This is a genomic window from Alteromonas sp. G4i13, assembly GCF_054960505.1.
Genome location: NZ_JBHNYX010000032.1, coordinates 21,256 through 35,123, shown reverse-complemented (window position 1 = coordinate 35,123; position 13,868 = coordinate 21,256). Strand labels below are relative to the sequence as shown.

General features: G+C 46.4%; 12 protein-coding genes. 1 reads left to right on the top strand and 11 read right to left on the bottom strand.

The annotated features are described in order from the left end of the window. Positions 1–6: 6 nt before the first annotated feature. From envZ to ACFI6J_RS15265, 5 genes are all read right to left on the bottom strand, one after another. The gene (envZ, locus tag ACFI6J_RS15285; protein WP_014951299.1) at positions 7–1,326 is read right to left on the bottom strand and encodes a two-component system sensor histidine kinase EnvZ; all 1,320 of its coding nucleotides are present in this window, start codon (positions 1,324–1,326) and stop codon (positions 7–9) included. Between the two features lie 135 nt (positions 1,327–1,461). Further along, positions 1,462–2,184 carry an osmolarity response regulator transcription factor OmpR gene (ompR, locus tag ACFI6J_RS15280; RefSeq protein WP_014951298.1) on the bottom strand — a complete coding sequence of 241 codons (723 nt, stop codon included), beginning with the start codon at positions 2,182–2,184 and terminating at the stop codon, positions 1,462–1,464. Positions 2,185–2,491: 307 nt separating this feature from the next. Beyond that, positions 2,492–3,637 (bottom strand): DUF2855 family protein, encoded by a 1,146-nt coding sequence (locus ACFI6J_RS15275; RefSeq protein ID WP_049585473.1) that lies wholly within the window; start codon positions 3,635–3,637, stop codon positions 2,492–2,494. A 154-nt stretch (positions 3,638–3,791) separates the two neighbouring features. Further along, positions 3,792–4,697, bottom strand: coding sequence for a phosphoribulokinase (locus ACFI6J_RS15270; protein ID WP_014951296.1), 906 nt, complete (start codon positions 4,695–4,697; stop codon positions 3,792–3,794). A 122-nt stretch (positions 4,698–4,819) separates the two neighbouring features. After that, positions 4,820–5,755: an ion transporter gene (locus ACFI6J_RS15265; RefSeq protein WP_342317639.1), complete on the bottom strand. Its 936-nt coding sequence runs from the start codon at positions 5,753–5,755 to the stop codon at positions 4,820–4,822. 157 nt (positions 5,756–5,912) lie between these two features. Here ACFI6J_RS15265 and ACFI6J_RS15260 point away from each other — a divergent pair, with 157 nt between their 5' ends. After that, positions 5,913–6,674 carry a sugar-binding protein gene (locus tag ACFI6J_RS15260; protein WP_049585477.1) on the top strand — a complete coding sequence of 254 codons (762 nt, stop codon included), beginning with the start codon at positions 5,913–5,915 and terminating at the stop codon, positions 6,672–6,674. A gap of 169 nt (positions 6,675–6,843) precedes the next feature. Here ACFI6J_RS15260 and ACFI6J_RS15255 read toward each other — a convergent pair whose 3' ends face one another. The 6 genes from ACFI6J_RS15255 to dusB all read right to left on the bottom strand — a co-directional run bounded on the left by ACFI6J_RS15255 (position 6,844) and on the right by dusB (position 13,515). Further along, positions 6,844–7,596: a glucosaminidase domain-containing protein gene (locus tag ACFI6J_RS15255; RefSeq protein WP_069945194.1), complete on the bottom strand. Its 753-nt coding sequence runs from the start codon at positions 7,594–7,596 to the stop codon at positions 6,844–6,846. Between the two features lie 468 nt (positions 7,597–8,064). Then, positions 8,065–9,357 (bottom strand): phosphoribosylamine--glycine ligase, encoded by a 1,293-nt coding sequence (purD, locus tag ACFI6J_RS15250; RefSeq protein ID WP_061486808.1) that lies wholly within the window; start codon positions 9,355–9,357, stop codon positions 8,065–8,067. Between the two features lie 27 nt (positions 9,358–9,384). Continuing rightward, positions 9,385–10,200 carry a class I SAM-dependent methyltransferase gene (locus ACFI6J_RS15245; RefSeq protein ID WP_039228695.1) on the bottom strand — a complete coding sequence of 272 codons (816 nt, stop codon included), beginning with the start codon at positions 10,198–10,200 and terminating at the stop codon, positions 9,385–9,387. 311 nt (positions 10,201–10,511) lie between these two features. Next, on the bottom strand, positions 10,512–12,110 hold the full coding sequence (gene purH, locus ACFI6J_RS15240; RefSeq protein ID WP_061487019.1) for a bifunctional phosphoribosylaminoimidazolecarboxamide formyltransferase/IMP cyclohydrolase: 1,599 nt from the start codon (positions 12,108–12,110) through the stop codon (positions 10,512–10,514). 82 nt (positions 12,111–12,192) lie between these two features. Then, complete coding sequence (gene fis, locus ACFI6J_RS15235; RefSeq protein ID WP_012520109.1) at positions 12,193–12,486, bottom strand: DNA-binding transcriptional regulator Fis; 294 nt, start codon at positions 12,484–12,486, stop codon at positions 12,193–12,195. Between the two features lie 30 nt (positions 12,487–12,516). Next, a complete protein-coding gene (gene dusB, locus ACFI6J_RS15230) occupies positions 12,517–13,515 on the bottom strand; it encodes a tRNA dihydrouridine synthase DusB (RefSeq protein WP_014951289.1) in 999 nt (332 codons plus the stop codon). Between the last annotated feature and the right edge of the window lie 353 nt (positions 13,516–13,868).

Below are 13,868 nucleotides of genomic sequence, written 5' to 3'. Positions count from 1 at the left end.
TTGGGCTTAATGGGTTTGATAGGGTAAATAAAACTCTGCGACCAAGCCCTGCTGAGGATGATTTCGCAACGTCACCTCACCATCGTGAGCTTCTACAATTCGCCTTATTATGGCAAGGCCAAGGCCTGAACCTGACGAATTGCGGGCTTTGTCGCCTTGTGCAAACGGCATGAATACACCGTCGAGCTCCGCTTCCGGTATTCCCGGGCCAAAGTCGCGTACTTTGCAATACACGCGCTTTTCGTGGCGATTGTAAAAGCTGCTAATTGCAATATCGTCCGAGCCGTACTTGAAAGCATTTTCGATGAGGTTGTCGATCACGCGTTTCATTGCAATTCGCCGAAGTGACAGCGGAGGAATGGCGTTGAGTTTGAGTTCGATGTGGTGCTTGTCGTCTAAATGTCTGGCTTGTACCAGCTCTGCAATAATCGCGTTTAAATCAGTTTCTTGAGTGACTTCTTCGGTGTCGTAGCGCGCATAGTCAATGAACTGGTCGATGATGGCATTCATGTCTTCTATGTCATTTACAATGCCATCTTTAATCCAGTCTTGATCTTCTGGCAGCATTTCTGAGGCAAGGCGAATACGGGTAAGCGGTGTGCGCAAGTCGTGAGAAATACCTGCTGTCATGATATTTCGGTCATTCTCAAGCTGCTTAATACCTTGATTCATGCGGTTAAACGCCCGGGTAACCTGAATCATTTCGGTGCTGCCTTGTTCGCGAAGCGGCGCCGGGTGCTCGCCTTTACCCACCGCTATTGCAGCTTTTTGCAGGGCTGACAACGGGCGAGTCATGCGTCTTACAAACAACCAGCCTCCGGCCACACTTAATATACCAATTACCATCAAGTACATAGTAAGAGGGGATATATTCGCTTCGTTAAGTCCTGAAATAGGAATAGAGATCCACGTATCTGGGTAGCGGTTCAGGGATATCCAAACAATGTATGGCGCATTTTCGTCACTGGCCTGCGTGGTGGTGCTAATGCGCACATCTGCAAGCTGCCGGAGCTGCTCGCTAACCTGAGAAGAAATATAGCTATAGTATACGGCGCTCTCTAATCCATTCTGTTTGGCAACGCTTTCGTCAAAGACCTGTACCTGGGTTTTTTGAAAATAGCGGTCGCGGGTTTCTTGGTTAGTCACCAACAAGTCGTTGGCGAGCACAGATTTTACTTGGGTGGCCAATAAGCTGTTAATTTGTTGGTAGCTGGGCTGAATAAAGTAATAGGTGACAGAGATGTAGGACACAATCTGATTAATAAGCAACAGCACGCCAATAAGCATGACGGTTTGGCCAAATGCACTTTTGGGAATTAAACGCATAACATGCCGTCGCTTTGAATCATAAGCCAGAGTTTGGAATGGCAGTAGGTAAACGCATAATTAGGGGTCATGAGTAAACATACTTCACTTGCGCACAGGCCAAGACGGAAGAGCCCGCCGTATCAGTCATAGGTGCTAAACTTGTTCGCCATCAGGCACGAATACGTAGCCCAATCCCCATACAGTTTGTATATAACGAGGGTTGGCAGGGTCTTCTTCAAGCATTCTTCGTAAGCGTGAAACCTGAACGTCAATACTGCGCTCTAATGCGCTGTAGTCGCGACCACGCGCTAGGTTCATCAGTTTGTCTCGTGACAAAGGCTCACGTGGGTGAGTAACCAGAGATTTCAATACCGCAAACTCACCGCTTGTCAGGGTTAAAGGTGTATCGCCAGCTGTCATTTCTCGGGTGGCAAGGTTCAGTTTGTAATTGCCAAATTCCACAATTTGCACATCTTTAGACGGCGCGCCCGGCGCTTCGCTGCTGCGTCTGCGCAATACCGCTTTAGCGCGTGCTAGTAGCTCGCGTGGGTTAAATGGTTTAGGCAAATAATCGTCTGCACCCATTTCAAGGCCGATAATGCGGTCAACTTCATCGCCTTTTGCAGTAAGCATAATAATGGGCATGTCGTTTTCTTGCTGGCGCAATCGGCGGCAAATAGACAAGCCGTCTTCGCCAGGTAGCATAAGGTCCAAAACCATTAAATGAAAATTCTCGCGCTCAAGCAGTCTGTCCATTTGTTCTGCGTTAGCCGCACTGCGAACTTGATAGCCCTGCTCAAGCAAATAGCGCTCTAATAGGCTGCGCAGACGCATGTCATCATCAACAACGAGAATTTTAGAGGTTTCCTGACCCATACTCATACCTTTCGTTTTACTTTTGTTTCACTATAACCACAAGATGTGAAATACAAAAGCGAGAAAAGCGTAAAAGGCTGGGGATGTTTGTTACAAATAGTGTCTAGGCCTGTCGAACTTGCATGTAAAGAAAGTTCCAGAAAGAGCCAGCAAGGTCTAGTAAAAGCCCAGCAGACTCCAACGAGGAGGCAGCCATTACGCTTTTCTCCCCACTGAGCTTATAGTGAACTACGTATTGGTGAGAAGCGTTATAACGTAGGCAGTGCAACAACACACCAGCAGTTCAAGTTGTAATCCTTAAGAGGCGCTAATCAAAAGTGACGACGTTAAGGGCTTTTGTTTGCGCCGAGCCATTAAGCGTTTCTAAATATAACTGCGTTATAGCATCAGCTCCGCGGTGCGATTGCTCATAAAACTGATCGCTCATTTTCTCTGCGAAGCGTTTCCATGCACTGGCGTATTTTGCCAAAAAGGCCTCGTGCCCCCATTCATGTTGGCGCAGTTTCACGCGAGCTGGCGCGAAGAATATCTCTGCATTGAGCAGTTTGGGGTTGGGCTTCTCTCGGGCTTTCCAATCTGTCGCACCAATGAGTGTAACGTCGCTCAGGCTGTCGCCAAGCTGCTTGGTAAGGTCATTAATCAACGTACCGTTGGCAGCGAAATCAAGCAGCCAGTAGCGCGCATCGCTGCTTTTACTGCTATTGCCTTCGCTACTTAGGGCTGAGAGTTCGTCATAACTATACACTTCATCGTAGCAGCCGGTCGCTTTTACCAAATCCACGTTTTGTTTCGAGGTTAGCCCAACCACCTTGTAGCTTGCGTTTCGAGAGGCCTTTTGGTCTTTAAGTAGTTGCGCTGTACCCAGTGCGGTTTTACTCGAAGCGCTCGACAACAGTAAGGTTTCATTGTTTGCTTTCTCTGCCACATAGTCATCGAGCACAAACGAAGTCATATAAAGGGGTCTAAAATTAAGCTGCCATGCTTCGCGGTTTTTGTCGTAGCCGGGGTCGGCGGCACAGCGAAGATATTGATCGTAAACAGGGCTAATGCTTTTCCGTTTTTCGTGGATGTCTGAAAAGCCGTGAGGGGCAACTTTGCCAGCTTTTATCACCCAATGGCTAGCCATAGGCAGGTAGCCGAACACCTTTTCACCTACTTTGATATCGCTATGACAAGATGCCTTAACGGTAGCAAAGCCCCAAACGGGCACAATACCGAAGCCATGTGCTTCATCAACGTCATTATCACTCTTTGCAGGGAAAAAGCCCCAATAGCCCATTTTAAAACCCAGTGCAGCATAGGTGATGTTGTTGGCAGAAAAGCCAAAGCTGTCTGTCTCAAGCAATACTTCGTCTTGCTGTAAGTCGCTGATGTTTATATCGCGGGTAACAACGTTAGTGTTGGCAAGGTTTTGCTGGTCTACCCAAATTTGTTGGCTTTTAATTGTGGTCATAATAGGAGCCTGCTGTGTCAAAAACTAGGTCGAGAAACTAAATCAAGAAACTAAATCAAGAAAGTTTCCGAATAGAACCTAGATTGACGCAGGGCATGAGCCATTACGACTTACTGTTTTAAATATATGCCTATAGAAGCGATGTATATTGGGCTCACTCGTCGCTGCTCAACCAATCCATCTGATGACCAGCTCTACGCTTTTTATTTAAGATGTCTTCAAGGAGCGGAGTTAAAATGAGCTCCATGGCTAAGCCCATCTTTCCGCCGGGTACAACCAAGGTGTTGATGCGAGACATAAACGCGCCGTCGATCATTTGAAGTAGGTAGGGGTAGTCCACAGTCTTCATTTCCCGTCTAAAGCGCACAACCACAAAGCTTTCATCTTGGGTTGGAATTTCCCGTGCACTGAAGGGGTTGGAGGTATCAACGGTTGGTACGCGCTGGAAGTTAACGTGGGTGCGTGAAAATTGTGGCGTGATGTAGTGGAAATAGTCGTCCAGTCCTCGCACTATGCTGCTCATTACCGCTTCACGAGAATGTCCTCGGTCAGTGGTGTCGCGTACAATCTTTTGGATCCATTCTAAGTTTACGATCGGCACCATGCCGACCAGTAAATCTACATGTTTTGCTACGTCATTTTCTTCCGTTTTTACACCGCCATGTAAACCTTCATAGAACAGCAAGTCAGTGTTTTTGGGTAAATCTTGCCAAGGTGTAAAGGTGCCGGGCATTTGATTAAAAGGCACGGCTTCATCGAATGTGTGAAGGTATTGTCTAAACTGTCCTGTACCCGAGCTGCCGTATTCCCTAAACAGGGATTCCAGTAGCTCAAAGTCGTTGGCTTTAGGGCCAAAGTAGCTGATATGCCTGCCTTGCTCTTGGGCTTTGCGAATTTCCACTTCCATTTCCGGGCGGGTAAAACGGTGAAAACTATCGCCTCCTACAACCGCAGCATTAACACTTAAGTTCCTGAAAATATGGCGTATAGCGTTGGTCGTGGTAGTAGTACCCGCGCCAGAAGAACCTGTTATAGCAATAATAGGGTGTTTGACAGACATAGGAATTCTTTTTGGAAATGACGGGTACTAGTTATAAGCTGATGTGAGCTAAGAATCAAGGGGAGGTATAAGCGCTTATTACTCGATTCTTAGAAGTTGCTTTCGCTCCAGCCTGCGTATAATCAATCATCTAGCCGTTTGTGATGGTGCTGCAATAGGCGCACAATTAGCTTTGCCTCTTCTTCATCTAAATCAAGAAGTGCGCGAACATGTTCTAGGTGATGCACATCGTGCTCACTCAACTTTCCGTCGTCCAAAACGCTTCTTACTGTGTTTTTAAACCTATTGCGTTTTAGCTGCATCTGTGACGTGTAGCTAGAAGATAAAATACCCGCTGGTAAGGCGTAAAAACAGATACCCATAATAGTTATGAGGCCGCCAAATATTTTACCCAATGCAGTTATAGGAACGGCGTCACCATAGCCCACTGTGGTCAGCGTGACGAGTGCCCACCACAATGAAGCGGGAATACTGCTAAAAACATCCGGCTGAGCAGCATGTTCAATGTAGTAAATACAGGTGGCGGCAATAATCGTGAACAACAAAAGTACGCTTAATGCCGCAATAAGGCTGTGAGACTCGTTGCGCAATACGGTAATGAGAGTTTGCATAGAGCGTGAATAGCGCCCGATTTTTAGAATTCGCATTACCCGAAATATTCGCAAAATACGTAAATCGAACGCCACGAAAACGCTTAAGTAAAAAGGCAGAATTGCCATTAGGTCGACGAGCGCCATGGGACTTTTCAAATAGGACCAGCGCTTTTGCCATGTCGTTGTACGTTCGTGATTAGGGCGGTTTGGGGCCGATGCGCTGCCGTATAAACGAAGAAAGTACTCAACGGTAAATATCAGTACTGAAACCACTTCGATTATATGAAGTTCGTACTGCCAAATGGCAGGGATACCCGGCACTGTTTCCAGCATCATAGCGACAACATTTACAATAATTAACGCGATGAGAAATACATCAAATATTTTGCTGAGCTTTTTGTACTCGTGAGCCTCGCTAGCAGGCGCAAGGATGTGATAGCACGCGTTTTGAAATGACATAGCCATAGTAGTGAGGGAACGAATGTCCTTTTTATACCAATTACCGTTGCAAATTGGTAATGCTTCTAAAAAAGAAGAGGGTGTTTGGCGCTATTTTCAAGCGCGGATGGGGTCAAAACATGGTAGTTTAAAATACAAATAAGCAAATAAAGAGCGTATCCAATTGAAAAGTACAAAACATTTAGGGGCAGCACTAACCTCGGCACTGCTTGTGGCTATGTCTGTGCCCACAGCACAAGCTAAGTCTGACAGCGTACTTTTTTCATCAACGCCACCTGTTATAGATGGCGTAGCCAACGATGCGGCATGGGAAGAGGGCGACTGGCATGAAATGACGGCTCTTATGTGGGGCTCAGCTCCTGAGTCCGGTGATTTTTCTGGTCGATATAAACTGCGATGGAACAAGGATGCGCTGTATCTGTTGGCAGAAATACAAGACGATCACCTTTCAGATACCTATGCCAATCCCCTTGAACGTTATTGGGACGATGACTGTTTAGAGATTTTCATTGATGCGGATGCCTCTGGTGGCGATCACCTTAATAATTACAATGCGTTTGCCTATCACTTGGCGCTAGATAATCAGGTTATTGATATAGGTCCAAACGAAGCAGGAGAGGCTGTACCACAACTCTACAATGATCACGTAGAGAACAAATGGCAGCGAGATATATCGGCGCCGCATAAGATTCATTGGGAAGCAGCGGTACGTGTATTTGATGATAGCTATCAACACGGAAAAGATAATTCGCCAGTTACCTTAAAAGAAGGTATGACACTGGGCTTTATGCTTGCCTATTGCGATGCGGATGGTGGCGACAGAGAGCACTTTTTAGGCTCTCATGAGATCACCCCAGTAAACGGCGATAAAAACTTGGGGTATAAAGATGCATCGGTGTTTGGAAAGGTGAAGCTGACAAAGTAGTGAACCATAATTTGTCGCTACTTTAATTGATTGACTTGCCGCGCGTAATTGGAAGGAGTCGCAGAAATGCCACTCCTTTTAACCTGCAATCACTCACCTTGACTAAAAGCCATGCCATTTGGCGATAAATAAATGTGCTACAGAGCTCGTCACGCTCTAGCTGGTTGAGTTAATTGGCTTCGCCTTCCTGCTTACTCAGATCTAACTTGTCCAGCACTGCAAGTTTATTAAAACTGATCATCTCACGTATTTCTTTTCCATATTCATCGCCACGCTCAGAATACTTCCCTAAGCCATAGCTGAGCGCAACCCCGGTGACAGCCTTGTCTTCTTCACGTAAGGATTGTCGAATTTTACGCAATGGTTTGTAAGCATCGTGGGTGTTTAAATTTAGCATGTAGCTTTCTACTGAGTCGGCAGGCGAACGGAAATCAGCAACTTCATGATTTTTGTTAGTGTCACGCGATTTTGGAACGATACCGCAGCCCTTAGAGAAACACCACTGACCAAAAAAGTTGTTCCCTAATTTTGCAAAACGAGAGGTACCCCATGCACTTTCATTCGCTGCTTGTGCAATTGCTAACGACGCAGGAACAATGTCGGCACGCCTTAACAACACCTCGCAGGCTGACTCCTGTTCAAGGTCAGCATCGTCAACACGAAACTTTGTCAGGAACTGGTCTAGATTGTCTGCTTCATCCGCGTCGCAAGAACTTTGAATTTGCTCTCTATCGGTGGCTAGCTCTTTGTTCACCTCGACTACAATAGGAGTGAAATACTCAAAAAATGCCGCTTTTCGGTCAGGGCCTGCGGCATAAGCAGTAAAGTCTGGAGCAGATTCTTTGGCAAAAAAGGCGAACCACGCTGCGGTACTCGCCACTACTGCTACAAGCAACACAGCAATAAGTTTAGTGTTCGACATCAGGTGATACCTCTTTTATTAGAATGAAATAATACGCTTTTTAAGCAGACTACCTGAGCTTATTAAATCTCGCTAAGTGGTTAATCATCTATGCGGATTGATATTAATACCATACAGGTTCTTGTATGCGCTGCAACATATGGAGAAGGTCAGTAAATTAAAGATTTATAATATATACAGTACTATCGGCAAGTACCAAATCAGACTCGATGTGAAATTCAATACCTTATTGCTTATGTACTGAGCGCGAGTTTTCTTTTGTGTTGAGCGTTAGTATCAGGTTAAGCAGTGATATGTAGCTGGGAAACTACGATTTCTGCGTTTACTGCACGTTAGCATGGTAAGTAAGTGGTAAGAGTAGGTAAGAGTAAAAGTGGGGGGCGTAGAATTCACACCCTGGCTTTTCGTAATTATGTAAGAACGCAGCATTACGCTGCGTTCATTTAGCACTTTCTATGAGGCTTTCGGCTACTTGGCTTCAGCTTCACGCGCAATCGCACGGTGCGCGATATCAGTGCGGTAGTACACATCTTTAAACTGAATGGCTTTTAGTAGCTCGTAGGCTTTTTGCTGCGCTTCGGTAACGTTGTTACCCAAAGCTGTAGCGCAAAGTACGCGGCCACCTGCGGTTACCACTTCGCCATCTTGCAGGGCGGTGCCTGCATGGAAAACCTTTCCGTCTAACTTAGCGGCTTCTTCGAAACCAGTAATCACGTCGCCTTTATCATAGCTGCCTGGATAGCCGCCAGCGGCAAGCACAACACCTACCGACGCGCGCTCATCAAACTCAATCGTTTTACCAGCAAGTTCGCCTTTGCACGCTGCTTGGCAAAGTGGAACCAAGTCAGACTTTAAGCGCAGCATGATTGGCTGGGTTTCCGGATCGCCAAAGCGACAGTTGTATTCGATTACCTTTGGAGTGCCATCAGCCATAATCATAAGGCCAGCATATAAAAAGCCAACGTAGTCGTTGCCTTCAGCAGCCATGCCGTTAACTGTTGGCATAATCACTTCTTGCATAATACGGTCGTGAATGTCCTGCGTTACAACCGGAGCCGGAGAATATGCACCCATTCCGCCTGTGTTCGGCCCTTTGTCACCGTCAGCAGCACGCTTGTGGTCTTGGCTGGTGGCAAAAGGAAGTACGTTTTTGCCGTCTACCATGACAATGAACGACGCTTCTTCACCGTCTAGGAATTCTTCAATAACTACGCGGCTGCCGGCTTCGCCAAACGCGTTACCTGCCAGCATGTCGCGGATAGCGTCTTCCGCTTCTTCAAGGGTCATCGCAACAATAACACCTTTACCCGCAGCAAGACCGTCAGCCTTTACTACAATCGGCGCGCCTTTCTCACGCACATAGGCAATAGCTGGGTCAATTTCTGTGAAGTTTTGATACTCGGCCGTTGGAATGTTGTGGCGAGCCAAAAAGTCTTTGGTAAAAGCTTTAGAGCCCTCAAGCTGCGCGGCAGCTTGAGTGGGGCCAAAAATCATTAAACCAGCGTTTGTGAACGCATCAACAACACCTGCAACTAGCGGCGCTTCTGGGCCTACAATAGTAAGCTCAACATCGTTACCCTGAGCAAAAGAAACCAAGCCAGCAATATCATTTACATCGATAGCTACGTTCTCAAGCTTAGGTTCTGTAGCTGTGCCTGCATTGCCAGGTGCTACAAATACTGTTGAAACATCAGAAGACCGCGCTGCTTTAAACGCTAGCGCGTGTTCGCGGCCACCGCCGCCAATTACAAGTACGTTCATTAACTGTTCCGTTTTGAGTGTTTAATTTTATGATTTTGGTTTGGTGAATTTTAGCGTCATGCGATTGCTCTCGCCAATCGCCATGTATTTTTCGCGATCTTGATCATCTAGCGCCAAACGTGGAGGTAGCGTCCACACACCTTTCGGGTGGTCGGCAGTATCCATTGGGTTCGCGTTGACATCGCTGCTTGCTTCAAGCACAAAGCCTGCTTTTTCGGCGGCAGCCACAACGTAAGAACGCTTCATGTAGCCACTTTTCTTCATTGCTTCATCATCTGCGCTTTCAGGAAGCTCATGTTCCACTACGCCCAGTACGCCACCTGGCTTAAGCGCTTTGAAAAATGCGCCAAATGCATTGTCGATACCCTCGTCACCGTGACGCATATACCAGTTGTGTACGTTGCGAAACGTCAGCACCATATCGGCACTACCTGCGTCGCTAATATCTAACGCTTTGATTGGGTCGAATGCAGTAAGCTCAGCACCTTCGTACTTCATGCCCGGCTTCATTTTTTCTTTGAAGCCTTCTACCGATTTTTTAAAGTAACCGCTGGTTTCATCATCAACGTAAAAGTGAGCAGCTACATACTTACCGTTATCTTTTACAACAGAATAAAGGATGTCGGCGTACCAACCACCACCTGGAGAGATTTCTACCACAGTCATGTCTGGGGTAAGGCCAAAAAAGCGCAGTGTTTGCTGAGGATTACGGTACTCATCGCGTACTTTTGCACTAGCAGAGCGGATATCGCTCATTGCGGCATCAGAAATCGCATCTGCGCTGGCATAAGTAGCACTTACACCTAGGGTTGCGGCTAACACATATTGGGCTAACTTTTTCATTCTTATTTCCTTTTTCTGTCGAGGGTAGGCGAATAACATAACACTATTACTACAAATTACTACGGGTCAGATCAAGCCTATCAGCTAACCCCTATTTGCACTTACGCCTTAGCAGAATAATTCGCAACTCTGTCGCTTCGATGAGATTTCATTACAACCAAGCAAATGACCTCGAGTCTGCGTATTTAAAAGGGTTAAGGAAAAATAACAAACACACAGTAAAGCCACTAAATGCCACTTTACTGCGTGTTTAACTTAGGTGTTGGTGTCCCTCACTAAGCCTGCACTAAAAGGTATTGCGTAAATACTTATTAGTGACGGAAGTGGCGCATACCCGTGAACACCATCGCAATGCCGTGCTCGTCAGCGGCATCAATGACTTCTTGGTCGCGCATAGAGCCGCCTGGCTGAATTACTGCTTTAATACCTGCTTCAGCTGCAGCGTCGATACCGTCGCGGAATGGGAAGAATGCATCAGACGCCATTACAGAGCCTGCAACTTCAAGGTTCTCATCAGCTGCTTTAATACCCGCAATTTTTGCAGAGTAAACACGGCTCATTTGGCCTGCGCCCACGCCTACCGTCATACCGTCTTTGCAGTAAACAATCGCGTTAGACTTCACGTATTTTGCTACCTTCCAGCAGAACATAAGGTCGCGTAGTTCATCTTCGCTTGGCTTACGCTTAGTCACAACTTCTAGGTCTTCCATTTCAACCATGCCGAAGTCGCGCTCTTGTACTAATAAACCGCCGTTTACGCGCTTAAAGTCATAACCTTCAGTTAGCTGACCAGTCCAGTCACCACATGCTAGAAGACGTACGTTTTTCTTCGCACTTACTACTTCTTTCGCTTCATCGCTTACTGTCGGCGCAATAATTACTTCCACAAATTGACGGTCAACAATCGCTTGCGCCGTTTTCGCATCAAGCTCGCGGTTAAACGCGATAATTCCGCCAAATGCTGATGTTGGGTCAGTTTTAAACGCACGGTCGTAGGCACTTAAAATATCATCGCCAATGGCCACACCACATGGATTAGCGTGCTTAACGATTACACATGCTGGCTCTTCGAATTCTTTTACGCACTCAAGCGCCGCATCCGTGTCAGCAATGTTGTTGAATGACAGTTCCTTACCCTGAAGCTGAGTAGCGGTAGCCACAGACGCTTCTTGAACATTGTTTTCAACATAGAATGCCGCTTCTTGGTGGCTATTTTCGCCATAGCGAAGGTCTTGCTTCTTAGTAAGCTGCATGTTGTAGGTACGTGGGAATTCGCTGTGCTGGTGATCACAGTCTGCTTCACAACCTGTGCTGTCTAAACGAGCACCAAAGTAGTTTGCAATCATGCCGTCGTATTCGGCCGTATGTTCAAACGCTTTAATCGCAAGGTCAAAACGGGTGTTGTACGTTAACGAGCCATTGTTGTCGTTCATTTCTGCAAGCACGCGAGAGTAGTCCGCTGCATTAACAACAATAGTGACATCTTTATGGTTTTTCGCTGCAGCGCGAACCATCGTTGGCCCACCGATATCAATATTTTCAATCGCATCTTCTAGCGTACAGTCTTCGTTTGCCACGGTAGCAGCAAACGGGTAAAGGTTAACCACCACAAGGTCGATAGGTGCAATGCTGTGTTCTTCCATCACTGCTTCATCGGTACCGCGACGACCAAGGATACCGCCATGAATTTTCGGGTGAAGGGTTTTAACGCGGCCAGCCATAATTTCTGGGTGACCTGTGTGATCCGACACTTCTTTAACAGGTAAGCCAGCGTCAGCGAGAAGTTTAGCAGTACCGCCCGTCGACAGAAGTTCTACGCCAGCGTTATGCAGCGCTGTCGCGAAATCGAGGATACCGGTTTTATCAGAGACACTAAGGAGAGCACGTTTAATTGGTTTTGGTGTTTGCATAAATTTTAAGTTTCTAATGTTGTAGTGTTGAAACAAAAAGAGCACCGATTGGTGCTCTTTGGTGGGCAAAGCCCTTGGAATCTTAGTTCATGCCGTATTGCTTAAGCTTCTTGCGAAGTGTGCCACGGTTGATGCCCATCATGATGGCAGCGCGGGTTTGATTGCCGCGTGTGTAAGTCATGACTTCTTCTAGCAGCGGCGCTTCAACTTCAGCCAGTACCATTTCGTACAGGTTATCGATGTTTGCGTTATCCAATTGCTTAAGGTACTTATTAACCGCTTGCTTTACAGAGTCACGCAGTGGCTTTTGAGCTTGCGTTTGTGAAGGCGTAGTTACTGTAGTAGTAAAAGGTGAAGTCACGTTTTGATCGAACATAATACTGTGTTGCTCTTAAGTTAGTCATCACTATGCTGCGGGAGAAATCTGTCGGGTTTCTCGTGTCTGCAGCGCTTGAAAATATGCATTTAGTGCATCGAGTTGCTCATTCGCATCATCGATAGCGTTAAACGTTTTACGAAACTGACGATCCGTATCGTGCTCCGCGAGATACCAGCCCACGTGCTTACGGGCAATTCTCACACCGGCTATGTCGCCATAAAAGTCCTGCACATTGGCTACGTGCTCATGCAAGAGTTCATATAACTCTGACAGCGGCGGTGCTGGTAGGTTCTCGCCCGTTTCAAGATAATGTTGGATTTGCTTAAATATCCAAGGTTTACCTTGCGCGCCGCGACCTATCATTACGCCATCTGCACCGGTGTAATTCAGCACCTCTTGTGCTTTCTCTGGAGAAGTAATATCACCATTTGCAATAACAGGAATTGAAATTGCCGCCTTAATTTGGCGTATGGTGCTGTATTCAGCTTCTCCTTTATACATACAAGCTCGTGTTCTGCCGTGAACAGCAAGCGACTGTATGCCGTTTTGCTCTGCAATGCGGGCAATCTCTACCCCATTGCGATTTTCTGGGTTCCAGCCGGTACGAATTTTTAGTGTCACGGGTACATCAACAGCATTAACTACTGCTTTAATAATCGCTTCCACTGTGTCTGGGTATTGAAGCAATGCAGAACCTGCCAGCTTCTTATTGACCTTTTTAGCAGGACAACCCATGTTGATATCGATGATTTGCGCACCGTTCTCAACATTAAATTGTGCTGCTTGAGCCATAAGCTCAGGATCAGCCCCAGCTATCTGTACAGAGCGAATGCCTTCTTCACCCTCATGATTCATACGCGCTTGTGATTTAGCTGTGTTCCAAACTTTCGGATTACTCGAAAGCATTTCTGAAACAACAAGCCCTGCACCTAAGCGCTTACAAAGTTGGCGAAACGGTCTGTCTGTTACGCCAGCCATGGGGGCCAACATCAAATTGTTTTCTAACTCGTAAGGTCCAATTCGCATTATAAAATGTATAGCTCGCCATCTAAAACTGCACAGAAAATATACACCCGGCTAAAACGGGGCGCTAAGTGTACGTGTTTTCGCAAGGCTTGAAAAGGCTAAAAATCGCACAAAATTTCACTCCGTGGTCTTGACAGTGAAAAAAATCTGTCACATTAGTAAGCTAACGTCGATTTTTAGTTTAAATATTGTACTAAAGTCTTACAGCCCCCGATTTGAAAGGGCTGTAATGTGAAAAAAATTAACAATTAATTAGGCGGTGACGTTCTTTGTCGTACAAATTTTCGTCGCAATTTTGAGGTGGTTTACCGAAAACACACTATTCTAACTGGGCGTAATTTTCACCGACTGGT